This is a genomic window from Microbacterium sp. LBN7 (assembly GCF_045690345.1).
Taxonomy (GTDB): Bacteria; Actinomycetota; Actinomycetes; order Actinomycetales; family Microbacteriaceae; genus Microbacterium.
In genome coordinates this window covers 159664-185710 of sequence record NZ_CP147856.1, presented here as the reverse complement: position 1 = coordinate 185710, position 26047 = coordinate 159664, and the positions used below count along the sequence as shown (strand labels likewise).

Annotated in this window: 25 protein-coding genes and 1 riboswitch; of the genes, 16 read left to right on the top strand and 9 right to left on the bottom strand. The window is 69.7% G+C overall.

All coding sequences use genetic code 11. From position 1 onward, the window contains the following. Positions 1-48: 48 nt before the first annotated feature. The 3 genes from rpsO to LBN7_RS00930 all read left to right on the top strand — a co-directional run bounded on the left by rpsO (position 49) and on the right by LBN7_RS00930 (position 1707). Complete coding sequence (rpsO, locus tag LBN7_RS00940; protein WP_055993247.1) at positions 49-318, top strand: 30S ribosomal protein S15; 270 nt, start codon at positions 49-51, stop codon at positions 316-318. A gap of 163 nt (positions 319-481) precedes the next feature. After that, the gene (locus LBN7_RS00935; RefSeq protein ID WP_407360703.1) at positions 482-1369 is read left to right on the top strand and encodes a hypothetical protein; all 888 of its coding nucleotides are present in this window, start codon (positions 482-484) and stop codon (positions 1367-1369) included. Then, positions 1366-1707 carry a winged helix-turn-helix domain-containing protein gene (locus tag LBN7_RS00930; protein WP_407360702.1) on the top strand — a complete coding sequence of 114 codons (342 nt, stop codon included), beginning with the start codon at positions 1366-1368 and terminating at the stop codon, positions 1705-1707. The genes LBN7_RS00935 and LBN7_RS00930 overlap by 4 nt, the downstream gene beginning before the upstream one ends. 24 nt (positions 1708-1731) lie before the next feature. Here the strand turns inward: LBN7_RS00930 and LBN7_RS00925 are convergent, their stop codons facing one another. Further along, on the bottom strand, positions 1732-2736 hold the full coding sequence (locus LBN7_RS00925) for a 2-oxoglutarate and iron-dependent oxygenase domain-containing protein (RefSeq protein ID WP_341945586.1): 1005 nt from the start codon (positions 2734-2736) through the stop codon (positions 1732-1734). Between the two features lie 121 nt (positions 2737-2857). Between LBN7_RS00925 and efeU the strand changes: the two genes are divergently transcribed. Genes efeU through efeB form a run of 3 tightly spaced genes read left to right on the top strand, consistent with a single transcriptional unit; the run spans position 2858 to position 6368 of the window. After that, positions 2858-3802 carry an iron uptake transporter permease EfeU gene (gene efeU / locus LBN7_RS00920; RefSeq protein WP_407360701.1) on the top strand — a complete coding sequence of 315 codons (945 nt, stop codon included), beginning with the start codon at positions 2858-2860 and terminating at the stop codon, positions 3800-3802. Beyond that, positions 3799-5031: an iron uptake system protein EfeO gene (gene efeO, locus LBN7_RS00915; RefSeq protein WP_116635200.1), complete on the top strand. Its 1233-nt coding sequence runs from the start codon at positions 3799-3801 to the stop codon at positions 5029-5031. The genes efeU and efeO overlap by 4 nt, the downstream gene beginning before the upstream one ends. Positions 5032-5090: 59 nt before the next feature. Continuing rightward, positions 5091-6368, top strand: a complete 1278-nt coding sequence (gene efeB / locus LBN7_RS00910; RefSeq protein ID WP_407361689.1) for an iron uptake transporter deferrochelatase/peroxidase subunit — start codon at positions 5091-5093, stop codon at positions 6366-6368. Positions 6369-6372: 4 nt separating this feature from the next. Here efeB and LBN7_RS00905 read toward each other — a convergent pair whose 3' ends face one another. Further along, a complete protein-coding gene (locus tag LBN7_RS00905; protein WP_407360700.1) occupies positions 6373-7236 on the bottom strand; it encodes a serine hydrolase domain-containing protein in 864 nt (287 codons plus the stop codon). A gap of 9 nt (positions 7237-7245) precedes the next feature. Then, positions 7246-8376: an acyltransferase family protein gene (locus LBN7_RS00900; protein WP_116635197.1), complete on the bottom strand. Its 1131-nt coding sequence runs from the start codon at positions 8374-8376 to the stop codon at positions 7246-7248. 111 nt (positions 8377-8487) lie between these two features. On the opposite strand from LBN7_RS00900, the gene LBN7_RS00895 reads away from it, so the two are divergent. Then, positions 8488-9714, top strand: coding sequence for an LLM class flavin-dependent oxidoreductase (locus LBN7_RS00895; protein WP_407360699.1), 1227 nt, complete (start codon positions 8488-8490; stop codon positions 9712-9714). Between the two features lies 1 nt (position 9715). Further along, on the top strand, positions 9716-10360 hold the full coding sequence (locus LBN7_RS00890) for an FMN reductase (RefSeq protein ID WP_407360698.1): 645 nt from the start codon (positions 9716-9718) through the stop codon (positions 10358-10360). A gap of 25 nt (positions 10361-10385) precedes the next feature. Here LBN7_RS00890 and LBN7_RS00885 read toward each other — a convergent pair whose 3' ends face one another. Further along, positions 10386-10820 (bottom strand): 6,7-dimethyl-8-ribityllumazine synthase, encoded by a 435-nt coding sequence (locus LBN7_RS00885; protein WP_407360697.1) that lies wholly within the window; start codon positions 10818-10820, stop codon positions 10386-10388. Between the two features lie 13 nt (positions 10821-10833). Next, positions 10834-10977: riboswitch (FMN riboswitch) on the bottom strand. A 58-nt stretch (positions 10978-11035) separates the two neighbouring features. Here LBN7_RS00885 and LBN7_RS00880 point away from each other — a divergent pair. Further along, on the top strand, positions 11036-12388 hold the full coding sequence (locus LBN7_RS00880; protein WP_407360696.1) for an FAD-binding oxidoreductase: 1353 nt from the start codon (positions 11036-11038) through the stop codon (positions 12386-12388). A 4-nt stretch (positions 12389-12392) separates the two neighbouring features. Here LBN7_RS00880 and LBN7_RS00875 read toward each other — a convergent pair whose 3' ends face one another. Both LBN7_RS00875 and LBN7_RS00870 read right to left on the bottom strand, forming a co-directional pair. Further along, complete coding sequence (locus LBN7_RS00875) at positions 12393-13085, bottom strand: response regulator (protein ID WP_407360695.1); 693 nt, start codon at positions 13083-13085, stop codon at positions 12393-12395. Next, entirely contained in the window at positions 13082-14365 is a 1284-nt protein-coding gene (locus LBN7_RS00870; protein WP_407360694.1) for an ATP-binding protein, read from the bottom strand. The genes LBN7_RS00875 and LBN7_RS00870 overlap by 4 nt, the downstream gene beginning before the upstream one ends. 148 nt (positions 14366-14513) lie before the next feature. Here LBN7_RS00870 and LBN7_RS00865 point away from each other — a divergent pair, with 148 nt between their 5' ends. Further along, complete coding sequence (locus LBN7_RS00865; RefSeq protein ID WP_116635190.1) at positions 14514-15950, top strand: cation:dicarboxylate symporter family transporter; 1437 nt, start codon at positions 14514-14516, stop codon at positions 15948-15950. Between the two features lie 77 nt (positions 15951-16027). On the opposite strand, the gene LBN7_RS00860 is transcribed toward LBN7_RS00865, so the two are convergent. Continuing rightward, positions 16028-16204: a DUF5302 domain-containing protein gene (locus tag LBN7_RS00860; protein ID WP_165808049.1), complete on the bottom strand. Its 177-nt coding sequence runs from the start codon at positions 16202-16204 to the stop codon at positions 16028-16030. A 37-nt stretch (positions 16205-16241) separates the two neighbouring features. Continuing rightward, a complete protein-coding gene (locus LBN7_RS00855; RefSeq protein WP_243408887.1) occupies positions 16242-16826 on the bottom strand; it encodes a DedA family protein in 585 nt (194 codons plus the stop codon). 139 nt (positions 16827-16965) lie between these two features. Here LBN7_RS00855 and LBN7_RS00850 point away from each other — a divergent pair, with 139 nt between their 5' ends. Continuing rightward, complete coding sequence (locus LBN7_RS00850; RefSeq protein WP_407360693.1) at positions 16966-18909, top strand: GDSL-type esterase/lipase family protein; 1944 nt, start codon at positions 16966-16968, stop codon at positions 18907-18909. Positions 18910-18933: 24 nt separating this feature from the next. Here the strand turns inward: LBN7_RS00850 and LBN7_RS00845 are convergent, their stop codons facing one another. Beyond that, positions 18934-20244 carry a UDP-glucose dehydrogenase family protein gene (locus LBN7_RS00845; RefSeq protein ID WP_407360692.1) on the bottom strand — a complete coding sequence of 437 codons (1311 nt, stop codon included), beginning with the start codon at positions 20242-20244 and terminating at the stop codon, positions 18934-18936. 366 nt (positions 20245-20610) lie between these two features. Here LBN7_RS00845 and LBN7_RS00840 point away from each other — a divergent pair, with 366 nt between their 5' ends. The 5 genes from LBN7_RS00840 (at position 20611) to LBN7_RS00820 (ending at position 26045) form a co-directional block, all read left to right on the top strand. Continuing rightward, complete coding sequence (locus LBN7_RS00840; protein ID WP_116635187.1) at positions 20611-22887, top strand: polyribonucleotide nucleotidyltransferase; 2277 nt, start codon at positions 20611-20613, stop codon at positions 22885-22887. A gap of 217 nt (positions 22888-23104) precedes the next feature. Then, positions 23105-24145, top strand: a complete 1041-nt coding sequence (locus tag LBN7_RS00835; RefSeq protein ID WP_116635186.1) for an aldo/keto reductase — start codon at positions 23105-23107, stop codon at positions 24143-24145. 70 nt (positions 24146-24215) lie between these two features. Further along, the gene (locus LBN7_RS00830) at positions 24216-24818 is read left to right on the top strand and encodes a histidine phosphatase family protein (RefSeq protein WP_116635185.1); all 603 of its coding nucleotides are present in this window, start codon (positions 24216-24218) and stop codon (positions 24816-24818) included. Positions 24819-24870: 52 nt separating this feature from the next. Then, positions 24871-25611: a 4-hydroxy-tetrahydrodipicolinate reductase gene (gene dapB / locus LBN7_RS00825; protein WP_407360691.1), complete on the top strand. Its 741-nt coding sequence runs from the start codon at positions 24871-24873 to the stop codon at positions 25609-25611. Beyond that, entirely contained in the window at positions 25608-26045 is a 438-nt protein-coding gene (locus tag LBN7_RS00820) for a hypothetical protein (RefSeq protein WP_407360690.1), read from the top strand. Before dapB ends, LBN7_RS00820 begins: the two co-directional genes overlap by 4 nt. Positions 26046-26047: the final 2 nt, after the last annotated feature.

Genomic DNA, 26047 nt, shown 5'->3' with positions numbered 1-26047 from the left:
GCATCAGGCGTCGGGCGCCGCGCAACAAGCTGAAAGGGGATCGAATCTATGGCACTGGAAGCAGACGTCAAGAAGGCGATCATCGAAGAGTACGCGACGCACCCCGGTGACACCGGATCCCCCGAGGTGCAGGTCGCAATGCTGACGCAGCGCATCAAGGACCTCACCGAGCACCTCAAGGAGCACAAGCACGACCACCACTCGCGTCGTGGGCTGTTCCTGCTCGTCGGTCAGCGCCGTCGTCTGCTCGGCTACCTCCAGGACATCGACATCGAGCGCTACCGCTCGCTGATCGAGCGTCTCGGACTCCGCCGATAAGGCAGAGCGAACCCAGCGTTCAATCGCGCAGAACATTCTTGAGAAGGCCGCCCCACGGTGTGGGGCGGCCTTCATCGCGTCCGGGGAGGGTTGACGTCTCAAAAGGTTTCCATTAGGAAAGTAGTAGAGCTTTCCACCTGGAAAGAGGAAGCCGAGGTTCGCCATGGAGCAGAGGCCGATGCACGGATCCGGGCCGCTCGACCCTCCGTCTCCTGAGGTCGCACGACTCTACCTCGACGAGATCGAGGTGATCGAGCAGCGCCGTGAGGAGCGGATCGACCGGCGCGCCGTCGCCTGGCAGTCGATCGTCACGGCGGTGGTGACCGCGGCCATCTTCACCGCGTATCTCCTGGTCGTGCGGGCGGAGGCGTCTGCCGCACAGCCGCTTCTCTTCCTTCTCCTCGTCACATCGCAGATCATCGCGGGCGTGGGCGAGCGGAACGGTCTGCAGTGGCGCACTCCACGATCCACACGGTGGTACATGGTCTTCGTCGTCCTCTTCGCCCTCGCGGTCGTCGGAACGTTCTTCGCCCTGCTGATCTCACCCGAAGCGCGACCGATGTGGGCGTATTTCATCCCCGGCGCGATCATGCTCGTCGGATTCGGAGGGGTCGGAGTCGCTCAGCTCTGGAAGACGCGCGGAAGCGCTCCCGCCGCGCACCCCGCGCGCGATCCGATCCCGCTCGGGACGCGCATCGCCACGGCATCCGTCGGGCTGCTGCTGGCGCTGGCCACGCTGTCGATCGGCGTCGGCGATGATCTGACCACGTCCATCGTGACGCTGGTGCTGATGATGATCGTCGTCGGCTGGTTCATCGCGTGGAGGACGGATGCCGGACCGGCCGCTCTCGGCAGGTACTGGCGATGGCCGCAGTTCCTGGCGTACGCACTGACCGTCGTGGTGATGCTGTGGGCGAACGTGCAGACGGTCTACTCGGGGCCGATGGCGACGTCGACCTACCTCCTCTGCGGCGCCCTGGTCGCTGCCCTGCTGATCGGATCCGCCGTGCTCCCGGAGCAGCGGCGCGCGCGCGACAGTCGACGGTCATGACGGCTGATCGTGTGGAGGCTCGAGGCCCCGCGCATCCGAGAACCCGCCTCGACGACAACTTCTCCACGCCCATCCGCTTCTCCCTGATGGCGTCGCTCGGCGAGGGGATCGAGCTCGACTTCGCCACTCTCGCGGAGATCCTGCAGGCGAGCGACTCCGCCCTCAGTAAGGCGATCAGTCATCTGCAGCAGGCCGGCTACGTCACGGGCCGCAAGGGATACGTGGGCACCCGCCCGCGCACGTGGGTGCGCTCGACCGCAGCGGGGCTCAGCGCCTTCGACGGGCACCTGCGTGCACTGCGCGAGATCGTCGAGCTCGGCGGGCAGCGGATGCCGTGAGCTCCTCTGCTGCGCCGACAGCCGTCAGGCGGATGCACCCACGAGGTCGGGGTGATGGATCGCCGCCACATCGGGATGCGCGCGCAGCCGGGACTTCAGGGCGTTCTCGCCGTAGGTCGCGTGAATCGGGTTGCTCGGATCATCGGTGATGCCCGTGGCGGCGGCGGCCAGATCGGCAGGGAGCTCGAGCAGCGGGAGCTGCTGATCGAGCGCGGGGTTGAAGAAGAACGGGATCGAGATGCGCTCCTCGGGTGCACGAGGAGAGATGACCCGATGATTCGTCGCTTTGAGATACCCGCCGGTCGCGTATTCGAGAAGCTCGCCGATGTTGACGACGAAAGCGCCGTCGACCGGAGGAGCCGACACCCATTCGCCGTCGCGCTCGACCTGAAGACCGCCCTTGCCCGGTTCGACCCAGAGCAGCGTCAGCACGCCGGAGTCCTTGTGCGCGCCCACGCCCTGCTGCGGCTCGGGCTCGTGGGAACCGGGGTAGCGCACGATCTTGATCAGGGTGGAGGGGTCACGGAAGGGACCGTCGAAGTAGGTCTCCTCTGCTCCGAGCGTCACGGCCCACGCGCCCAGCAGTTTGCGGGCGATCGCGGTGAGCGTGTCGTGCCATTCGGTGACCACGCCCCGGAGCTCGGGCTGCGCCTCGGGCCACAGGTTCGGGCCGGTGAGGCGGTTGAAGGCGGGCCCGCCCGAGACGGGCTCGCGCTCCGGCCCGATGTCGATCTGCTCGCGCCAGTCGACCTTTCCCTGCGTCCGTTCGCCGCCGACGCGCGTGTATCCGCGGAAATGCGGGCTCTTCACGTTCTCGATCGCGAGCTTGTCGGCTTCGGGGAGCGCGAAGAAGTCGAGCGCCGCACGGTGGAGCCGCGCCTCCAGCTCGGGGGAGATGCCCGTGCCGGTGAGATAGAAGAATCCGACGTCGTGCGTCGCCGCGCGCAGATCGTCCCGGAAGCGAGCGGCGGCTTCGGGGCCTTCGTCGAGCTGGGAGAGGTCGAGGATGGGGAGCGAGAGTTCAGCCATGGACCGAGGCTACGTCGGCTTTCGGGGGTGGCGGGCGTGTGTTGCGTCGCATTACCCAGTGCTAGAGTCTCGTGAGTAAGGGATGCCTTACCTCAGTGTTCACCAGAGAGTCGATCATTCCGTGCTCGCCACCTTCCTCATCGGCCTTCGCGAGGGCCTCGAAGCCGCGCTCGTCGTCGGCATCCTCGTCGCCTACCTCCGTCGGCTCGGACGCCAGGACGCGCTCCCGAAGCTCTGGGCCGGTGTCGGGCTCGCGATCGCTCTCGCCCTCGGGATCGGAGCGGTGCTCACCTTCGGTGCGTACGAGCTGACCTTCACCGCCCAGGAACTGATCGGCGGCGGTCTCTCGCTGCTCGCGGTCGGCATGGTGACCTGGATGATCTTCTGGATGCAGCGCGCGGGCCGCACGATGAAGGCGACTCTCGAGGGCGGCATCGACCGCGCGCTCACCGTCGGCGGGCTCTGGGCCCTCATCGCGATCGGCTTCGTCTCCGTCGCCCGCGAGGGGATCGAAACGACCCTGCTCCTGTGGTCGATGGTGCAGTCGTTCGGCGACGCGCCCTCCGCCCTGCTCGGAGCGCTCCTCGGGCTCGTCACCGCCGTCATCGTCGGCTGGCTGATCTCCCGCGGCGCCGTGAAGCTGGACCTGCGCCGATTCTTCGCCTGGACCGGCGGCTTCCTCGTCATCGTCGCGGCCGGCGTGCTCGCCTATGCGCTCATGGACCTCCAGGAGGCCGGCGTCCTTCCCGGGCCGTTCACCGCGGCGGCTCCGATCGACCCGGTCACGGGCGGTGTGGCGGTCGGCTGGGCGGGCCTGCCGTTCGGCTGGGCGTTCGACGTCTCGGCGACGATCGCGCCCGGCGGACCGCTCGCGGCGATCCTGCAGGCCACCGTCGGGTTCATGCCCGCGATGACCTGGCTGCAGGTGATCGCGTGGACGCTCTACATCCTCATCGTCGGATACCTGTACATCCGCGGTCTCCGCTCGCGGCGACCGTCCACGCCGCGTGCGTCGACGGATCCGCAGCTCGCAACGGCATCCCACTCACCACAAGGAGCAGCATGACCACCTTCCATCGGATCCTCGGGGCGGTGGCCGCCACCGGCGCCGCCGCACTCGTCCTGAGCGGTTGCGTCGCGAAGAGCGACGTCGACGCCGCAGCGGCCTTCGACGTCTCCTCGACAGACGCGGACTGCGCCGTGTCGGCGGCGACGGCGAAGAGCGGGACGCTGACGTTCGACGTGACGAACGACACCGACCAGGTCTCGGAGTTCTACCTGCTCGCGGAGGACGGACTGCGCATCGTCGGCGAGGTCGAGAACATCGCACCCGCGGCATCCCGCACGCTGACCGTCGTGGCGCAGCCGGGTGACTACTTCACGCTCTGCAAGCCGGGCATGATCGGCGAAGGCGTCGGAAAGGCGGCGTTCACCGTCACGGGTGACCGCGTATCGGTCGACGGCCCCGACGCCGAGCAGAAGCAGAAGGCGGTCGATCTGTACGCGGCCTTCGTGAAGGACCAGGTCGGCCAGCTCGTGCCGGCCGTCGAGGACTTCGTCGCCGCATACGAGTCGGGCGACGACGAGACGGCGCGTGCGCTCTTCCCGCAGGTGCGCGCGTACTACGAGCGCATCGAGCCCGTCGCCGAGGCGCTGGGCGATCTCGACCCGCGCATCGACTACCGCGAGGTCGACGCGGTCGCCGAGGGTCTGGACTGGACCGGCTTCCACCGCATCGAGAAGGACCTCTGGGTGCCCGCGCAGGACGCGCTGAACGCCGACGGAGAGACCCCCGCCTGGCAGGACTGGGCGCCGTCGACTCCGCAGGAGCGGGCAGACTTCGGCGACCTTCTGCTCGCCGATGCCCAGGAGCTCTACGACTACGTCCACTCGGACGACTTCACCACGGCGCTGGACGACCAGGGCATCGGCGGCATCTCCAACGGCGCGATCGCGCTGCTCGACGAGGTCGCGACGGGCAAGATCTCCGGCGAGGAGGACTGGTGGTCCGGGACCGACCTGTACGACTTCGCCGCGAACGTCGAGGGCTCCAAGATGGCGTTCTCCCTCGTGCAGGACTTCGCCACCGCGCAGGGCGATGACGGCAAGGCTCTCGTCGAGGAGATCGAAGCCGGCTACGCGGCGCTCGAGGAGTCGCTCGCCGCGCACGGTTCGCTGACCGACGGGTTCGTCGGGTACTCGCAGCTCACCGAGGCGGACAAGCGCGAGTTCACCGATCTGATCAACGCGCTGGCCGAGCCGCTGTCGCAGCTGACCGGCACGGTCCTCGACTGATCGCCCGAGCCGGTACGATCGCGGACGTGAACGAACCAGAAGAGGATGCCGCAGCCGACATGGCGACGGCCGACACGGCTGCGGCATCCCCTCCGGCAGGGCTGAGCAGGCGCGGCCTGCTCGGCCTCGCCATCGGCGGAGGTGTCGCAGGACTGGCGGTGGGTGCCGGTGCCGGCCTCGCGGGCGGCGTGGCGATCGGGCGTGAGCGCGCACACGCCGACGCGCAGCCCGTGCATGAGTTCTTCGGCGCGCACCAGGCCGGCATCACGACATCCGTGCAGGACCACCTCCACTTCGCGAGCTTCGACATGATGCCGCGCACGGATCGCGACGACCTCATCTCGCTGCTGCAGGACTGGTCATACGCGGCCGCGCGTATGACGCAGGGGCTCGAGGTGAGCGCCAGCGGCGCGGTCGGCGGTCCGGCGGAGGCGCCCCCGGATGACACCGGCGAGGCGCTGGGGCTTCCGGCCGCCGGTCTCACGATCACCTTCGGATTCGGGCCAGGACTCTTCGAGAACGAGGACGGCGACCGCTACGGCATCGCGTCCCTCCGTCCATCCGGCCTGGAGCGGCTGCCGGCCTTCCTCGGAGACGACCTGAACCCGCAGGCGTCGCACGGCGACCTCTGCGTCCAGGCGTGCGCCGACGACCCGCAGGTCGCGGTGCACGCGATCCGCAACCTCAGCCGGATCGCTTTCGGCCGTGCGCGGCTGCGGTGGTCGCAGCTGGGATTCGGCAAGACGTCGCGCACCACCTCCGCCCAGGCGACCCCGCGGAACCTCTTCGGGTTCAAGGACGGCACAGCGAACATCCTGGCCGACAATGCGGCAGCACTCGATGATCACGTGTGGGTCGCGTCCGACGACGAGCCGGCCTGGCTGACGGGCGGGTCGTACCTGGTGGCCCGCAAGATCGCGATGCTCATCGAGACGTGGGACCGTGTCCGTCTCGCCGAGCAGGACACGATCATCGGCCGGGACAAGGGGGAGGGCGCGCCGCTCTCCGGGGGTGACGAGTTCACGGCGCCCGACTTCGGCGGCGCATCGATCGATGCGAACAGCCACGTGCGCCTCGCCCACCCGGAGCAGAACGAGGGCATCCGCATCCTCCGCCGCGGCTACAACTACGTCGACGGCAACAACGAGCTGGGCAGGCTCGACGCCGGGCTCTTCTTCCTGTCCTACCAGCGCGACCCCGCGCAGTTCATCACCCTGCAGCGCCGCCTGTCGACCGATCTCCTGAACGAGTACATCCGGCATGTCGGCTCGGGCATCTGGGCGATCCCCGCCGGTGTGAAGCCCGGCTCCTACGTGGGCGCCGAACTCTTCGCCTAGCGGGTCAGCCCTCGAGCATCCGCACGACGGCGGCCGCCATGGCGTCGGCGCCCGGATGATCGTCCGCCGTGATGGTCACCACGGCATCGTCCACGAAGATGAGCAGCTGGCCGTAGGCGCCGTGCAGCCGCCATGCGCGGCCCGGTCCGCCCCAGCCCGCGAGCGCGTAGCGGTCGTAACCGGGCGTCGCTCCCGCCACGACCCAGGAGGAGTGCATCGCGTCGATCCACTCCGCCGAGATCAGCCTCGTCCCCTCCCGCATGCCGCGATCGCGGATCAGCGCGCCGATGCGAGCCAGCTCCTCGGTGCGCAGCGCGAGCCCTCCGCCGGCGACGATCCGGCCGTTCGGGCAGCGCTCCCAGGTGACGTCGTGGATGCCGAGCGGACGGAACAGCCGCGGATCGAGATACTCGGCGACATCGCCGACCCGACGCGCGAACACGGCCATCGCCGTGTAGGTGCTGGCGTTCGAGTACTGGAACACCGGTCCCCGTGACGGGCGGCCCAGGAACTCGATCGCGAGGTCGGGCCAGTCGGTCATCATCGTCTCCGACCACGGCAGGTCGACGCCGCTCGTCATGGTCAGCAGACGGCGGAGCGTCACGCGATCGACCCCGGGGCCGAGATCGACGTCGCCGACGTAGACCCCGATCGGGGCGTCGAGATCGATGAGCCCCTCGTCGGCGGCGATACCGGCCGCCAGGACGCAGACGCCCTTCGCCGCGGAATGCACGTCCTCGCGGATGTCGGGGGTCCAACGGTGGTCCGCCGCTTCCGCGCCGATGAGGACGTGCAGTCCGTGCGCTCCGAAGCCGGATGCCTCCACCTGTCGGACGATCCGATCACGGATGGTCGAGGCGCGGAGCATCCGTTCAGGCTATCGCGGTCGGCGCGATCCGGTCGGGTCGTTCCTCCGCCCCTCGCGGGAGGCGAGAGCGGGGTCGGCGAACAGCCACTTCGGCCGCGGTTCGACCAGCGGGCGGAACAGGCGACGCACGGGTTTCGTCGCCAGCGCCAGCGCGACGACGACGGACAGGATCGTGACGAGAGGCAGCCAGATCCAGGTCGGCTCGAGGTCGCGCAGGGCGCCGGACTCGCGGAAGGGGTACAGCACGAACGAGTGCAGGAGGAAAACGTACATCGTGTACTGGCCGAAGTGCGTCCACCAGTAGGTCCCGCGGGGGATGAGCGCGAAGAACGCGGCGCAGAGGACGACGGCGAGCAGCATGAGCGCGAACCGGAGGCCGCCGGCCCACCATTGCTCGCCGCCGAGGTCGGCGTACGAGTCCTCGTAGAACAGCCAGTGCCGCAGGTCGATCGCCTGCCACACCGGAAGCCAGTTCCATGCCGCCCAGCCCGTCGACGCGAGCACCGCGACGGCCGCGACCCGCACCCACCAGGGGCGGAAGTCGAGGAGGCGGAACCGGGCGACGATGTCGCGCTCCCGGAGCCACCATCCGAACGCGAAAAACGGCAGCAGGCCGAGCGTCCGCGAGAGCGAGAACGTGCTGTCGACGTTGGGCAGGTACCCGACGCCGATCGAGATCACGATCGTCCAGGCCAGCGGCCAGCGCAGCAGGGCGAGATAGGGGAGCACCAGGCGGAAGATCCCCAGCGCGAGCAGGAACCAGAGCGTCCAGGACGGCTTGGTGATGTTGGGGTTCGCCTGCCCTTCGACGAGCCACTTGGTGAGCGTCCACAGCACCTCGAAGATGAGGTACGGCACCAGGATGTCGGTGATGACCCTGGCCATCTGCGTCCTGGTCGGCGAACCGGACTTCGAGAAGTAGCCGGAGATGATCGCGAATGCGGGCATGTGGAACGCGTAGAGGGCCAGGTAGAACGCGAACGCGATGTCGGAGTCGTAGATGAGTCGCTGGATCGCGTGGCCCAGCACCACCAGCACGATGCACGCGTAGCGGGCGTTGTCCCAGAACGGGACGCGGCGACGAGGGCGCGCCGTCGACGCGGTCGGAGGGCCGGAGGAGGCCGCGGCTGCGTTGCTCATCCTCCGAGGCTACCGTCGGGAATAAAGTTGTCCGCATCGCGTTGACTCATATACATTCAAATGAATAGAAACGGATGCACGGTCATCCGCTTCGAGGAAAATGGAGCAATCATGAGCGAGCAGTCAGGCGCGCAGGCGATGCAGTTCGGCATCATGTCGGTCAGCGACATCACCCGCGATCCCACCACGGGCATCACGCCCAGCGAGCAGGAGCGGATCAAGGCGACGCTGACCATCGCCACGCACGCCGAAGAGGTCGGTCTCGACGTGTTCGCGATCGGCGAGCACCACAACCCGCCGTTCTGGTCATCGAGCCCCACGACCTTCCTCGCCGCCCTCGCGGCGCGTACCGAGCGTCTGATCGTCTCCACCTCGACCACGCTCATCACGACGAACGACCCGGTGCGCATCGCCGAGGAGTACGCGATGCTGCAGCACGTGTCCGACGGCCGCATGGACCTCATGCTCGGTCGCGGCAACACGGGCCCGGTGTACCCGTGGTTCGGCCAGGACATCCGTCAGGGACTCCCGCTCGCGATCGAGAACTACGCGCTGCTGCACAAGCTGTGGCGAGAGGACGTCGTCGACTGGGAGGGCAAGTTCCGCACGCCGCTGCAGGGCTTCACCTCCACGCCCCGGCCCCTCGACGGCATCGCACCCTTCGTCTGGCACGGATCGATCCGCACCCCGGAGATCGCGGAGCAGGCCGCCTACTACGGCGACGGCTTCTTCGCGAACAACATCTTCTGGCCGAAGGAGCACTACCAGCGCCTGATCGAGCTGTACCGCCAGCGCTACGCGCACTACGGGCACGGCACGCCGGAGCAGGCGATCGTCGGTCTCGGCGGGCAGGTGTTCATGGCCGCGAAATCGCAGGACGCGGCGAACCAGTTCCGCCCGTACTTCGACAACGCCCCGGTCTACGGTCACGGTCCGAGCATGGAGGACTTCACCGAGATGACCCCGCTGACGGTGGGATCGCCGCAGCAGATCATCGATCGCTACGCCGCCATGCGCGAGCACTACGGCGACTACCAGCGCCAGCTCTTCCTGATCGACCACGCCGGGCTTCCGCTCAAGATCGTGCTCGAGCAGCTCGACATCCTCGGCTCCGAGGTCGTCCCCGTGCTGCGCAAGGAGCTCGCCAAGGGGCGTCCGGAGGCCGTGCCGGATGCTCCCACCCATGCCGCGCGCGTGAAGGCGGAGTACGGCGACGGACCGACCCGTCAGGCCCGTCCTGGTGCGAACCGCGGCGACAACCTGACCGGTGACTCGCCCTACCAGGACACGCCGGCACCGGCCGGAGCGGCCTTCGGGCTCAGCCGGAAGGAGGCCTGAGATGACCGTGCGCCGCATCGCCGTCGTCTCGGCCGGTCTCTCGAATCCCTCGTCCACGCGGATGCTCGCGGATCGCCTGGCCGCCGAGACGGTCAAGGCGCTCCGCGAGCGCGACATCGAGACGAGCGTCGACGTCATCGAGCTGCGCGACTACGCGCACGACATCACGAACAACCTGCTCACCGGATTCGCGCCCCCCGCGCTGGAGACGGCGATCAACACCGTGGTGTCGGCCGACGCGCTCATCGTGGTGACGCCCATCTTCTCGACCAGCTACTCGGGACTCTTCAAGTCGTTCATCGACGTGCTCGACCCCGACGCGCTGACCGGCAAGCCGGTCCTCATCGGTGCGAACGCCGGCACCGCCCGTCACTCGCTGGCGATCGACTACGCGATACGCCCGCTGTTCGCCTACCTGCACGCCGACGCCGTCTCGACGGGCGTGTTCGCGGCCTCGAGCGACTGGGGAGGCGCCGGAGATGACGTCGCCCCGCTCGCGAAGCGCGTCGAGAAGGGCGCACGCGAGCTCGCGGATGCGGTCGCCCGGCGCGACGCCGCCACGGCCGCCGACCCGTTCGACCCGGCCACGTACCTGGGCGAAGGACGGTCGTTCGGTCACCTGCTGGGCGGTCTCGCGGGGGAGTGACGCGAATGTCCGCCTTCGCGGCCGATCAGGCGAGGGCGTCGAGTCCGGCGAGCGTCTTCACGACCGCGTCGGCGAGCTCGGCGCCCTTGACGGAGAAGTGACGGCGGAAGTACTCGCGGTGCTCCTCGTGCTCGTGGAAGTTGTGCGGCGTGAGGACCGCCGAGAACACCGGCACGTCCGTCTCCAGCTGCACGCGCATCAGCGCGTCGACGACCGCGGAAGCCACGAAATCATGGCGGTAGATGCCACCGTCCACGACGAGCGCACAGGTGGCGATGGCGTCGACCCGACCGCTGCGGGCGAGCCGCTGCACGTGCAGCGGGATCTCGAAGGCTCCGGGTACCCGCAGGACGGTGACGTCGTCGAAGCCGAGTGACGCGAGCCTTGCCTCGAAGGACTCGACGGCCTGATCGACGATCTCGGCGTGCCACTGCGCGGCGACGATGGCGATTCTGGGCATGATGACTGCTCCTTCTCGTCCTCTTCCATCCGGACTGTGACCGTCGGCCCCGGAATCGCACCGGGTCTGCAGACTCCACCGTGGACTCCGCTCGCGGGCTCGACGGCCCCGCCGTGACACCGCCGGTGGGGAATCGCACCCCGCCCTGAGGACATTCGGCACGAGGCTACCACTGGGCATCGTCGAATGTCCGAGGGGTGTCCTACCGTGGCGTCATGACCTCGATCTCCTCGTTCGATGCGCTTCGTGACCGACTGAGCGGCTCACTGTTCCGCCTCGGCGACGCCGAGTTCGATGGGGCGAGACAGCCGTGGAACCTCGCGATCGATCAGCGACCCCTCGCCGTCGCCGCCCCCGCAGATGTCGCCGATCTGCGCACCCTGCTCGGCGCCGCGCGCGCGTCGGGCTTCCGCCTCGCGGTCCAGCCGAGCGGCCATGGAGCATCGGGCGATCTCGACGGTGCTGTGATCGTGCGGATGTCGGCGTTCGATGCGCTCGACGTCGACGTGGATGCCGGGATCCTCCGTGTGGGCAGCGGTGTGCGCTGGGGCGCTGTCGTCGACGCTCTCGAGGGCACCGGCTGGGCGGCGCCGGCCGGCACGAGCCCGGTCGTCAGCGTGGCCGGGTACACGCTCGGCGGCGGGCACTCGTGGTTCAGCCGCACGGCGGGTCTCGGCTCCGACAACCTGCGCGCGGCCTGGGTGCTGCGCGCGGACGGATCCCACGAGCGCGTCGACGACGACAGCGATCCCGAGCTCATGTGGGCGTTGCGGGGTGCGGGCGGCATCGTCGGGATCGTCACGGCGCTCGAGATCGATCTGGTGCGCACACCAGCGCTGTGGGGTGCGAGCCTCACGTTCGCCGTGTCGGACGCGGCCGCCGTCATCCGGGCGGTGCGCGACCTCTCCGTCGACGCACCGGCGACGTTGAACGTCTTCATGAACTCGATGCGCCTGCCCGACGCGCCGCAGCTGCCCGAGGCGATCCGCGGGCGCAGCTTCCTCGAGGTGCAGGCGCTGTCCGTCGACGGCGACGCGGGCGACCTCATCGATCGGCTCCGCGGCGCGGGTGTCGTGCAGCACGAGACGATCGGGGCCACGTCTCCCGGCGCCCTCGTGGCCGCGTCCAACGAGCCGACCGAGCCGACTCCGGGCCGTGGCGCGTCCATGGCGCTCACGTCGCTGGACGACGCCACGATCGATGCGCTCGTGGAGTTCCGTGAGCTCCCGGAGCAGGCTCCGATCATCGGGATCGACATCCGGATGCTGGGCGGCGCGCTCGACGCGCCACGGCGCAGCGGTTTCGCGACCCTGGCCTCGGCCGGCTGGCTGCTCCACGCGCTCGCTCCGCTGTTCCCCGGCGTTCCGCGTGAACCGGGGGACGCGAGCCTCGCAGGCTTCGTCGAGGTGCTGGCGCGAGCGGAGGCCCCGCAGACGGTGCCGACGTTCCTCGTGCCGGGGCAGACGCTCGAGCGCTGCGGGACCGCGGCGGACCTCGAGCGGCTGCGTGCGCTCCGTGCCGTCGTCGATCCCGATGGTGCACTGCACGCGGGGCGTCTTCCGCGCTGAGCTCTCAGGCGTCGTCGCCGCCCCGGTTCCAGCGATACTCGGTCTCGGGGCGACCGCGCGCGCCGTACCGCGCCGTGCGGCTGAGCACACCCTCGGCGGCCAGGTGCTCGAGGTAGCGTCGCACGGCCACGCGGGACATGCCGAGGTGCTCGGCCGCCTCGCTCGCCGACAGCGGGCCCGACGAGCGCAGTGCAGCGGTCACGCGGTCCAGAGAGCCCACCGACAAGCCCTTCGGCAGCGGGATCGCGCCGGTCGCGCGGCCGAGCAGAGCGTCGATCTCGGCCTGCGTCGCCTCACCGTCGGTGGTGCGGGCCTGAGCGCGGTACGACCGGTACTGCTCCATCCGCTCCTTGAACACGGCGAAGGGGAAGGGCTTCACGAGGTACTGGAAGACGCCCAGTGCCGCCATCTGCCGGACGGTCTCGGCGTCGCGCACTCCGGTGATCGCGATCACGTCGACGGAGGCCGCCCTGGCGCGGAGGGCGCGCAGGACATCGATGCCGGAGCCGTCCGGCATCGTGATGTCGAGCAGGACGAGGTCGAAGGCGTCCGCGCCTCGGCGATCCAGCACCGCGCTCATCGCGGCGCGTGCTCCGCTGCACTCTCCGGAGGCCTCGAATCCCTCGAGGCGTGCGAGGTAGTCCCGATGGAGTTCGAGCGTCAGCGCATCGTCGTCGACGATCAAGGTGCGGATCATGAGCGGCGCCTCCTCGCACTCGCCGCGGGCAGCACGACGCGGAAGGTGGTGGGCTGGTCGCCCACCGTCACCGTGCCGCCGACGCCCGTGACGACCGATCGCACGAGCGCCAGACCGATGCCGCGCCCCTGCGCATCGGCGGGCTTGGTGGAGTAGCCCTGCTGGAAGATCTGCTCACGTCGGTCGCTCGGGACACCCGGTCCGCTGTCCGAGACCTCGAGCACGATGCCGCCATCCGCGGCCGGCGAGAGGGAGACGCCCACCCAGCGGTCGTCGGACTCCGCCGCGGCATCCATCGCGTTGTCGACGAGGTTGCCGAGCACCGAAACGCTGTCGACCGTCGACAGCGGCGAGCGCGGGGTCTCCGGGTCGATCCGCACCCGCCAGTCGATGCCGCGCTCCTTCGCCTGCGATGCCTTCCCCAGCAGCAGGGCGCCGACCGCGGGGTCGCCCTGGCGCCGGGCCGTGACCTGGTCGACGAGGGACTGGCTCTGGCGTGAGGTCTCGGTGAGGATCTCGATCGCCTCGTCGCTGCGACCGAGCTCGAGCAGAGCGACCGCGGTGTGCATACGGTTCCCGTGCTCGTGGGTCTGCGCGCGCAGCGCCTCGCCGAGGGTGCGGATGGACTCGTAGGACGACACCGCGTCGCGCAGCTGGCCGGGCGGGAGGTCTCCGGCGATGCGTCGAGTGACGCGGCGAGCGATCAGGGCGCCGCACGCGCCGAGCGCCACGAGCCCCAGGGTGATCCCGAGCGTGAGGGGGAGACGGCGGATGAGCGTGTCGGAGATCGCCTCGGTCGTCACTCCCGCCGCCACCCAGCCGATCAGGGGGCCGTCGGGGTCCAGGACCGGCACGATCGTGCGGACGGACGGCCCGAGGGTGCCGGTGAACTCCTCGGTGAGGGTCCGAGGGGTCGAGGGGATCGTGCCGAGATAGCGCCCGCCGATCTGTGCGAGGTCGGGGTGGGTGACGCGCACGCCATCCGCGGTCATGACGGTGATGAAGTCGAGGCCGGCGTCCTCCACGACCGTCATCGCATAAGGCTCGAGCAGGCGTGTCGCGGCGTCGTCGTCTCCGGCACCCAGTGCGGAGACGACGTCCGGCGCGGCCGCGAGAGAGACGGCGGTGGCGGCCGTCACCCGCTCCGCCTCGGCGCGGATGGCTCGCTGCGCCTCCACGACGAGGAAGACGGCGACGAGCACGCCGATGACGACCGCGACCCCGAGGAGCACGACGAACACGCGCGACGCGGTGCTGCGGCCGTCAGAGGCGTGTGCCATCGCATCCTCCGGTCGTCGGCGATCTCGGTAGTGACCAATACGACCACAAATCGCGTCGCGGTGTGAAGTCCGCGACGGTGAATGTCATCGGCGACGAGGATGCCGCCGCACACATGACACGACGACGTTCATGATCAAGGAGAAAGACATGGCCATCACAACGGGGTTCCGTCTGCCGGGGTTCAACTCGCGGCGCGGCAAGCAGGCCTGGGATCGGCACACGTGGCTGTACGTGGCGGTGATCATCGCGGTCGTGCTCGGCGCACTCGTCGGCCTCATCTGGCCCGAGGTCGGGCAGGGGTTCGAGGCTCTCGGCAAGGGGTTCGTGGCGCTGATCAAGATGATGATCGCGCCGATCATCTTCTGCACGATCGTCGTCGGGGTCGGATCCATCGCGAAGGCGGCGACGGTCGGGAAGATCGGCGGTCTGGCGCTGCTGTACTTCATGATCATGTCGACGTTCGCGCTCGCGATCGGCCTCGTCGTCGGCAACCTCATCCACCCGGGATCCGGGCTCGACATGGCGGCCTCCTCGTATGAGGCCGAGGGCGAGGCGAAGACCACGCAGGAGTTCATCCTCGCCATCATCCCGGCCACGTTCTTCTCCGCCTTCACGGGTGAGAGCGTGCTGCAGGTGCTGTTCATCGCCCTGCTCGTCGGCTTCGCCCTGCAGGGGCTGGGCGACCGCGGTGCCCCGATCATGGAGGCGGTCAAGCAGCTGCAGAAGCTCGTGTTCCGCATCCTCGGCATGATCCTGTGGCTCGCGCCGATCGGCGCGTTCGGCGCGATCGCGGCCGTGGTCGGCAAGACCGGGATCTCCGCGATCTGGAGCCTCGGCATCCTGATGGTCGCCTTCTACATCACGTGCATCCTGTTCATCGTGGTGGTGCTCGGCACGCTGCTGTGGGCGGTGACGCGGGTCAACATCTTCTCGCTCATGAAGTACCTGGCGCGCGAGTACCTGCTGATCGTCGGCACCTCGTCCTCGGAGTCGGCGCTGCCGCGTCTGATCGCGAAGATGGAGCACGTCGGCGTCTCGAAGCCGGTGGTGGGCATCACCGTCCCGACCGGATACTCGTTCAACCTCGACGGCACGGCGATCTACCTGACGATGGCTTCTCTGTTCATCGCGACGGGCATGGGCCAGCCGATGTCGATCGGCGAGCAGATCGGCCTCCTCGTCTTCATGATCATCGCGAGCAAGGGCGCGGCGGGCGTCACCGGCGCCGGTCTCGCCACGCTGGCGGGCGGGCTGCAGGCCTACCGCCCGGACCTCGTCGACGGCGTCGGGGTGATCGTCGGCATCGACCGCTTCATGTCGGAGGGGCGCGCCCTGACGAACTTCACGGGCAACGCGGTGGCCACGCTCCTCATCGGCACGTGGACCAAGCAGATCGACCGCGACCGCACCCGCCGGGTGCTCAGCGGGGAGCTGCCGTTCGACGAGTCCATGATGGACGGCGTCGACGGGCACGGGATGTCGGATGCTCCGCAGGCCGTCGGGGTGCAGGGGCTCAGCGACTCGGCCGTGTCGGAGATGGCGGCGAAGGAGCAGCGGGCCAGGGACCGTGCCGCACAGCGTTGAGCTGATCTGAAGAGCGAGGCCGCAGAGCGGAGAGAGGGATGCGGGGACCGGATGATTCCGGCCCCGCATCCGTGTGGTCAACCGCTCTTGCGTCGGAACTCGCGCCGCGTCTGCGGGGCGGCCGCGCCGTGCACGGCGGAATCGCCGTCGAGGTGCGACTCGCCCTGTCGGTGCTGCGCGTTCTTCTTCTCGAGCGCTTCCTTGAACTTGCGCTTCATCTCCTCGGAGGAGGTGGCGCCTTCTTCGGTGCTCATGCCCCGAGCCTAGAGCACGCTCGCCGTGAGGGGGAGGTCAGGGCCGGCTGCGGCGCAGGGCGAGGTCGATCAGGGCGCCGACGCCCACCGCCACCGCGATCGACACCGGCACCGCGACGAGAGGCCCTCCGGGGACGACGGCGGCGACGGCGGCTCCCACGGCCGCCTGGTAGGCGGCCCACGCGGTCGCGGCGATCGCGACGAGTGCGAGATAGCGCGGCGGGTGGATCCGCGATGCTCCGGCGACGAGGTTGATCGCGAGCCGCGCGAAGGGCACGAAGCGCGCTGTGAAGAGCACGGTGGCGGTGCCGCTCTCGAGGCGGCGCCCTGCCCACTCGAGCGCCTGCCGTACGCGCGGCGCCCGCATCCAGCGCCAGCGGTCCGTGCCGACCAGCCGCCCGATCAGATAGCAGCACGCATCGCCGAGTGCGGCGGCACCGGCCGCGCACACGATCACCGCCCACAGCGCGGGGGCGCCGTTCGTGACCGCGAGCGCTCCGAGCGCCGTCACCGCGATCTCGCCGGGGACGACCACGAAGAAGGCGTCCCCGAGGACGAGGAGGCTCATCAGCATGAGGCTCCAGGGTCCGGTGAGCGATTCGGCGAGCACATCGGTCGGCACGGGCTCACTGTGCACGTCGACGGTGAACGGGAACCAAAGACCGGATAGCCGGTGACCTGCGATCCAGCATCCGGTGAACATCTGGTGGCGAGGGCCGATTCGGGGGAGCGCAGGGCCGCGGCGCCGTCATCCTGAGGATGTGAGAGTAGCGATCATCACGGAGTCCTTCCTTCCGCACATGAACGGCGTGACCGGATCGGTGCTGCAGATCCTGCGACACCTCGAGCGCCGGGGGCACGACGCGCATGTCATCGCCCCCGCCGCCGTCGGCATCCCGGAGACCGTGGACGGCGCGCGCATCGAGGCCATCCCGAGCCTCGCGCTGCCGGGCTATCGGAACGTCCGGGTCGGCACCTCGACGGCGCACCGCGTCGCGACCTCCCTTCGCCGATTCGAGCCGGACGTCGTCCATCTCGCCTCGCCCTTCGCGCTCGGGTGGCGCGGCGTGCTCGCGGCGGAACGGCTCGATACGGCATCCGTCGCCGCCTACCAGACCGACGTCGCCGCCTACACGGAGCGCTACGGCATCGCCGCGACCACGGGCATCGCCCAGACGCACATCGCCCGGCTCCACCGGCGCGCGACCCTGACGCTCGCCCCCTCGGCGGAGTCGGCCCAGCAACTGGCCGCGCTCGGCATCGACCGCGTGCGCCGCTGGGGCCGCGGAGTGGATGCCGAGCGGTTCCAGCCCGCCCGCCGTGACGGCGCGCTGCGCGCCGGCTGGGGAGCGGACGTCGTGATCGGCTATGTCGGCAGGCTCGCTCCGGAGAAGCAGGTCGAGGACCTCGCGGCGCTGCACGACCTGCCAGGGACGCGACTCGTGATCGTGGGCGAGGGACCCAGCCGTTCCCGGTTGGAGAGCCTGCTGCCGGATGCCGTCTTCCTCGGACATCTCGACGGCGAAGCGCTCGCCGCGGCGATGGCCTCCTTCGACCTGTTCGTGCACCCGGGGGAGAGCGAGACGTTCGGGCAGACCCTGCAGGAGGCTCACGCGAGCGGAGTGCCGGTCATCGCGACCGGCCGTGGCGGTCCGCTCGACCTCGTGCGCATGGGCGTCGACGGCTGGCTCTACCGGCCGGGCGACCTCGCCGACCTCCGCATGCGCGTCGCCGATCTCGCGGGGGACGCCCGCAAGCGGCGTGCCTTCGGCGAAGCAGGACGCGACGCCGTGCAGGGGCGCAGCTGGACGAGTGTGTGCGACCAGCTGCTCGGACACTTCGAGGACGCGCGGACGCTGCATCGGGTGGATGCCGGTGCTCGCGCTCGCCGTGTGGTGCGCCCGGAGGTCGCCGCACCTGCCTCGCCGCGGAGATGGCGTCGCTACGTGGCCCTCGGCGACTCGCTCACCGAAGGGCTCTGCGATCCGGCTCCGGACGGGGCCCTGCGCGGCTGGGCCGACCGGCTCGCGCTGCTCCTCGCCGCGCGCGGCGGCCTGCACTATGCGAACCTCGCGATCCGCTCGAAGCGCGTCGGAGACGTCTGCGGCACGCAGCTGGAGCGGGCCCTGGAACTGCGGCCGGACCTCGTGTCGATCCTCGTCGGTGCGAACGACCTGGTGAAGCACCGCGCCGACGTCGCCGGCTTGGCGGTGCGCCTCGAGGAGGCGGTGGTCCGGCTCCGCGACATCGGTGCCGATGTGGTGCTGGTGACGCCCTTCCTGCCGGGGCGGCGCGCCGCATCCATCTACACGCGACGGTTCTCCGCCTTCGCGACCGCCCTCGCGGGGGTCGCCGCGCGTACGGGAGCGATCCTGATCGACACCGATCTGCATCCGTCGCTGCCGGACCGTCCGAACTGGGGCGAGGACCTCGTGCACCTGAGCAGCCGAGGACACCGCTTCCTCGCCTACCGCGCGGCGGAGGTGCTCGGCGTCCCGGATGCCGACGCGCTCGGCGCACTCGACGCGGCGCTGCACGAGAACGAGACGATCGGCGCGGGCGTGTGGTGGCGACGGCACGCCCTGCCCTGGGTCTGGCGCCGCCTGCACGGCCGCGCCGCCGGCGACGGCCGCTCGGCGAAGCACGAGGACTATGTGTATCTCGGCCGGTCCGCGGCCGTGCGCGGAGTGCTCTCCGACCGTTGAGTGCGCGCCGCGAGGCGAGACGCCTCAGCGCCGACCCATGCCGTGGTACTGCCAGCCGGCCGCGCGCCACGCTGCGGCATCGAGGCAGTTGCGCCCGTCGATGACGATCCGTCCGCGGACGAGGCCGCCGGCGTGCGCGGGGGAGAGGTCGCGGCGGTACTCGTCCCACTCGGTGACGATCACGACCGCGTCGGCCTCGCGCAGCGCGTCGTCGCGCTCTCTCGCGTAGCCGAGCTGGGGATGCGCGGCCTGCGCGTTGTCGATCGCCGCCGGGTCGGTCACCACGACATCGGCGCCGAGCCCGCGCAGGCGCACGGCGACGTCGAGGGCCGGCGAGTCGCGGATGTCATCGCTGAACGGCTTGAAGGCCGCGCCCAGCACCGCGATCCGTCGACCGAAGACGAGGCCGCCGAGCGCGTCGACGACGAGCTGCACGGCCCGGTCGCGTCGCCGCAGGTTGATGGCGTCGACCTCGCGGAGGAATCCCACGGCCTCGCCGCGCCCGAGCTCCTCCGCTCTGGCGGCGAAGGCGCGGATGTCCTTGGGGAGACAGCCGCCGCCGAAGCCGATGCCCGAGCCGAGGTAGCGCCGCCCGATGCGGCCGTCATGCCCGAGAGCGTCGGCGAGGAGGGTGACGTCGGCGCCGGCCGCCTCGGCGATCTCGGCCATCGCGTTGATGAACGAGATCTTCGTGGCGAGGAAGGCGTTCGCCGCGCCCTTGACGAGCTCGGCGGTGGCCAGATCGGTCACCAGGAACGGCGTGCCCGACGCGATCGCGTCCGCGTAGGCCTCGCGGAGCACGTCGACCGCCCGAGAGCCGTCGGCGTCCGGGGCGGCGCCGACTACGAGCCGGTCCGGGGTGAGCGTGTCGTGGACGGCCCAGCCTTCGCGGAGGAACTCCGGATTCCAGACGAGGGCGGCCCCTGTGCGCGTCAGGCGCTCGGCCAGTCGCGCCGCGGTGCCGACCGGGACCGTCGACTTCCCCGCGACGACGTCCCCGGCGCGGAGGTGGGGGAGCAGGCTCTCCACGGCCGCGTCGACGTATCGGAGGTCCGCCGCGTGTCCTCCCGCCGTCTGGGGCGTGCCGACCGCGAGGAAGTGCACGTCCGCACCCGCGGCATCCGCCATGTCGCTGCTGAAGCGCAGCCGTCCGGATGCCAGGCCGTCCGAGAGCAGCTCGGTGAGCCGAGGCTCGAAGAACGGCGCCGTCCCCGCGGCCAGTGCGGCGACCTTCCCCTCGTCGACGTCGATGCCGACGACATCGTGTCCGATCGAGGCCATGGCGGCGGCATGCACGGCACCGAGGTAGCCGCAGCCGATCACTGACATGCGCATCGCCCCAGCACAGCGGATGCCGCCCACGCCCCGGCATCCGTGCGGTGAACGCCTCATGGCCGGGACGTGTCCGATCCGCCGAGCGTCTCCAGGCGCGGGATTCCGAGGGCCCCGCTGGTAGGGTGGACGGGATCGATCTGTGTCGATCGCACAATTTCATATCGACTCATGGAGCGAGCGGCGGAGAAGCTGGTCCCCTGTGGTGGGTTCCTCGGCACGAAGATGTCGGGTGGCTTTCTACTGGTGGCCAGCGCAGGCGATGTTCGCGGGAGTGCCCGCGCGCCCGAACCCTGCTGTTTCCGCTCCTCTTGAATGCGCTCGCGCGTCATACGGATTCGCGAGTCTAAACAAAGAAGGAGAGACCTCTTGGAAGGTCCTGAAATCACCGCCACCGAGGCCGTTCTCGACAACGGCCGCTTCGGCACCCGCACCATCCGCTTCGAGACCGGCCGCCTCGCGCAGCAGGCTCAGGGCGCAGTCGCCGCGTACCTCGACGGCGAGACCATGCTCCTCTCGGCCACCAGCGCAGGCAAGAACCCGCGCGAGGGCTTCGACTTCTTCCCGCTGACGGTCGACGTCGAGGAGCGCTCCTACGCCGCGGGCAAGATCCCCGGCTCGTTCTTCCGTCGCGAGGGCCGCCCCTCCACCGAGGCGATCCTCGTCTGCCGTCTGATCGACCGTCCGCTGCGTCCGTCGTTCGTCGACGGCCTGCGCAACGAGGTCCAGATCGTCATCACCGTCCTGTCGATCGCTCCCGGCGAGTTCTACGACGCTCTCGCCATCAACGCCGCGTCCGCGTCGACGCAGATCTCGGGTCTGCCGTTCTCGGGCCCGGTCGCCGGTGTGCGTCTCGCGTTCATCCCCGGCCACGGCGAGCACGCCGACCAGTGGGTCGCGTTCCCGACCGCCGAGCAGGTGGGCGAGGCCGTCTTCGACCTGATCGTCGCCGGTCGCGTCGTCACCAAGGCCGATGGCACGGAAGACGTCGCCATCATGATGGTCGAGGCCGAAGCCACCGAGGGCAGCTGGAACCTCATCAAGGCCGGCGCCACCAAGCCGAACGAGGAGATCGTGGCCCAGGGCCTCGAGGCCTCGAAGCCGTTCATCGCCCAGCTCGTCAAGGCTCAGGCCGAGCTCGCGGCGACCGCGTCGAAGGAGCCGGGCGTGTACCCGGTCTTCCCGGCGTACAGCCAGGAGGTCTACGACTTCGTCGCCGGCCGCTCCTACGACGAGCTCGTCGGCGTGTACCAGATCGCCGACAAGACCGAGCGTCAGACGGCGGACGACGCGATCAAGGATCGCGTCAAGGCCGAGCTCATCGAGGCCACCGAGTCGGGATCGCTCCCGGCTGCGGCCCCGCTCGAGTTCTCCGCGGCGTACAAGTCGGTCACGAAGAAGATCGTGCGCGGTCGCATCCTCACCGAAGGTGCTCGCATCGACGGTCGCGGCCTGGCGGACATCCGTCCGCTCGACGCCGAGGTGCAGGTCATCCCGCGCGTCCACGGCTCCGCGATCTTCCAGCGCGGCGAGACCCAGATCATGGGTGTCACCACGCTGAACATGCTCAAGATGGAGCAGCAGATCGACTCGCTGTCGCCCACGACGAGCAAGCGCTACATGCACCACTACAACTTCCCGCCCTACTCGACCGGCGAGACCGGCCGGGTCGGTTCGCCGAAGCGTCGCGAGATCGGGCACGGCTTCCTGGCCGAGCGCGCGCTCGTGCCGGTGCTGCCGAGCCGCGAGGAGTTCCCGTACGCGATCCGTCAGGTGTCCGAGGCGCTGAGCTCCAACGGCTCGACCTCGATGGGCTCCGTCTGCGCCTCGACCCTGTCGCTGCTGAACGCGGGTGTGCCGCTGCGCGCCGCCGTCGCCGGCATCGCGATGGGCCTCGTCTCCGACGAGGTCGACGGTGAGACGCGCTACGCCGCGCTGACCGACATCCTGGGTGCCGAGGACGCTCTCGGCGACATGGACTTCAAGGTCGCCGGAACGAGCGAGTTCGTCACGGCGATCCAGCTCGACACGAAGCTCGACGGCATCCCGTCGTCGGTGCTCGCCGGCGCGCTGACCCAGGCTCGCGAGGCTCGTCTGACGATCCTCAACGTCCTGAACGCCGCGATCGACGCTCCCGACGAGATGGCGCCGACCGCGCCTCGCGTCATCAGCGTGCAGATCCCGGTCGACAAGATCGGCGAGCTGATCGGCCCGAAGGGCAAGACGATCAACGCGATCCAGGACGAGACCGGCGCGCAGATCTCCATCGAGGAGGACGGCACCGTCTACATCGGCGCGACCGACGGCCCCTCGGCCGAGGCCGCTCGTGCGCAGGTCAACGCGATCGCCAACCCGACCAACCCCGAGATCGGCGAGCAGTTCCTCGGAACCGTCGTGAAGATCGCCACCTTCGGCGCCTTCGTCTCGCTGCTCCCGGGCAAGGACGGCCTGCTCCACGTCACCGAGGTGCGCAAGCTCGCCGGTGGCAAGCGCGTCGAGAACGTCGACGACGTCCTCTCGGTCGGCCAGAAGATCCTCGTGAAGATCACGAAGATCGACGACCGCGGCAAGCTGTCGCTCGAGCCCGTGCTCGACGACGCACCTGCCGCCGAGGCCGCGCCCGCCGAGGATGCAGCCGCCGAGTAAGCTCCGCGCTCGAACCGGAACCCGGGTCCATCCGCACAGGATGGGCTCGGGTTCCGTCGTCTGCGGCGTGACCAAACCGTTATCGGAAGTTTTCGCGCCGTTCCCTGGATTGGTCGGGACGTTCGCCGAAGTCCCTTACCCTCGAAGTACGCACCGGGGGGTGCACCACAGGCAGTGACGGAGATCGGAACGCATCGATCGACGCGGGGGTGAGAGTATGCGGTTGTTCAGCGTAGGCGCGGGAGCGTCGGACGAGCGAGCCCAGAGGGGCACGGAACCCGCCTCCATCGAGCATCCCTCCGCACCGATCCCGATCGTCGGACCCGGCGTGGGGGAGACGGTGCGGATGCCGCTCGGCGAGACCGGCTTCGACACGTTCCCGCTCATGCTGGGAGCCGCGGAGTTCGGCTGGAACGTCGACCTCGAGACGAGCCACGGCATCCTCGACCGCTACGTGGAGTTCGGCGGCAACGCGATCCACACGGCCGACGGCTTCTCCGGCGGTCGGAGCGAGCACATCCTCGGTCAGTGGCTGCGGTCGCGCGGACAGCGCGATCGGGCGATCCTGAGCGTGCGCATCGGAGCACATGCCGACAACCCCGGTCTCGGCTCCGTGAACCTCGTCCGCGCCGTCGAGGGGTCGCTCACGCGGCTCGGCGTCGACCGCATCGATGTGCTCTACCTCGACGCGACCCTCGACAGGACGACGAACGTCGAAGACACTCTCGCGACGGTCGAATGGCTCAAGGACGCGGGCAAGATCGGTGCCGTCGGCGCCTTCGGCTTCGCACCGGAGAAGCTCGTGGAGGCGCGGATCCTGGCGTCGGCCGGCTACCCGCGCATCGAGGTGATCGACGCGCCGTACAACCTGCTCCGTCGGCAGCCGTTCGAAGGCGACCTCCGCCTCGTCGCCGGGGCGCAGAACCTCGCCGTCACGCCCTCGCACGCGCTCGAGCACGGCTTCCTGTCCGGTCGTCATCGGAGCAAGGCGCTGACGTCGCAGGGCGTCCGCGGCGAGCAGCTGCGCGGTCATCTCAACCGTCGGGGGATCAAGATCCTCCGCGCGCTGGATCAGGTGGCCACGGAACTCGCGGTCCCGGTGGCCGCGGTCTCGATCGCCTGGCTGCTGGCCCAGCGCACGGTCGCCGCCCCGATCGTGAACACCTTCGCGACCGAGCACGTCGACGAGCTCATGCAGGGCGCGGGGGTCACGCTCTCGCGTGCCCAGGTCGCCGAGCTCACGCGCGCCGGCAACTGAGCATCGTCCCACCCGTGACATAGGGTGGAAGGGAGGTCCGGCGGATGCTGGCGATGAAGCGAGCGAGTTTGTGACGCACTACATATATCTGGTCAGACATGGTGAACATCAGGATGCCGAGCACGGCCTCGCCGACGGTCCCCTGTCGCCGCGCGGGCAGCGGCAGGCCGAGCTGATCGCCGACCGGCTGTCCGGTCTGCCGCTCGACGCCGTCTGGCATTCGCCGCTGCTGCGGGCCAACGAGACCGCCCGTGCGATCGCCGGTCGGCTCCCGTCCGTCGATCCCGAACCGACCGCGCTGCTCTTCGACTGCGTCCCCACCGGGATGACGGAGGAGACGCCTGCCGCGTTCGAGCCGTTCTTCGGGTCGATCTCCGACGCGGAGATCGATGCCGGTCGCGCGCAGATGGCGGATGCCGTCAACGAGTTCCTGATGCGCAAGAACGGCGAGGTGCACGAGGTCCTCATCACGCACAACTTCGTGATCTCGTGGTTCGTCCGCGAGGTGCTCGGTGCACCGGAATGGCGCTGGATGACACTCAACCAGGCGCACTGCGGACTGACGATCATCGCGCAGAAGCAGGGGCGACCGTGGACGCTGCTCAACCACAACGACACCGGACACCTGCCGTTCGAGCTGCGGACGGGCATCCCGGACCCGATGCCCGTCTGACGCCCCGCGCGCCCCGGCCGGAAGGCGTCCGCCCGCTCCTTAGACTGGACGCATGACCTCGCAGGTAGCACTCGTCGGCGGAACCGGGAAGCTCGGGAAGATCATCCACGCGGTGATCGATGATCTCGAGGGCTTCGAGGTGAGCCGTGTGCTGACCTCGTCGAGCGATCTCTCCGAGTTGGAGGGTGCCGACCTCGTCGTGGACGCGTCGACGCCTCAGATCAGCATCGACGTCGTGCGTTCCGCCGTCGAGCGCGGCATCAACGTGCTCGTGGCGACGTCGGGGTGGTCGGCGGAGCGGATCGCGCTCGTACGGCCGCTCGTCGAGGCGGCCGGCACCGGCGTGGTCTTCATCCCGAACTTCTCCCTCGGCTCTGTCCTCGGCTCGGCCCTCGCCGCGGCCGCGGCCCCGTTCTTCGGCTCGGCCGAGATCATCGAGGCGCATCAGGAGACCAAGATCGATTCTCCCAGCGGCACGGCGGTGCGCACCGCCGAGCTCATCGCCGTTGCTCGCGCCGAGCAGGGACCGGTGAGCGCCCCGCACGCGGATCAGCGCGCCCGGGGTCAGCAGGTCGGCAGCGTGCCGATCCACTCGCTGCGTCGCCCCGGTGTGGTGGCCAAGCAGGAGGTCATCCTCTCGGGCCCCGGCGAGTCCCTCACCTTCACGCACGACACGGTCGATCCCGCGCTCGCATACGCCCCCGGCATCCGGCTCGCCGTGCCGTTCGCCCGCGAGGCGAAGGGCGTGGTCGTGGGGTTGGAGCACATGATCGACATCGGCATCCGCGCATGATGTCGCGGATCGGCGTCGGCCTGATGGCCGCGGCGCTGCTCGTGTACCTCGCCGTCGCCATCTGGCTCGCCGTGATGTTCATCTCGGTCGGCACCCCCATCTCGATCGGCATGGGGATCACGCTCGTCGTGCTCGCCCCGATCGGCGCGTGGGCGCTCATCCGCGAGATGCAATTCGGCTTCGCCGCCGACCGCCTCGGGCGCACGCTGGACGCCGAAGGGGGGATGCCTCCCGTGGAGACCGAGCTGACTCCGAGCGGACGGATCGCCCGCGCGGACGCCGATCCACTGATCGCGCGCTATGCGGCCGCCTCCGAGGCCGCGACGGACGATTGGCGTGCCCGCTATCGGCTGGGCGTCGTCCAGGATGCGGCCGGGAGGCGGAAAGACGCCAGGGCCAGCATCCGCGAGGCGATCCGCCTCGCTCGACGCTGACC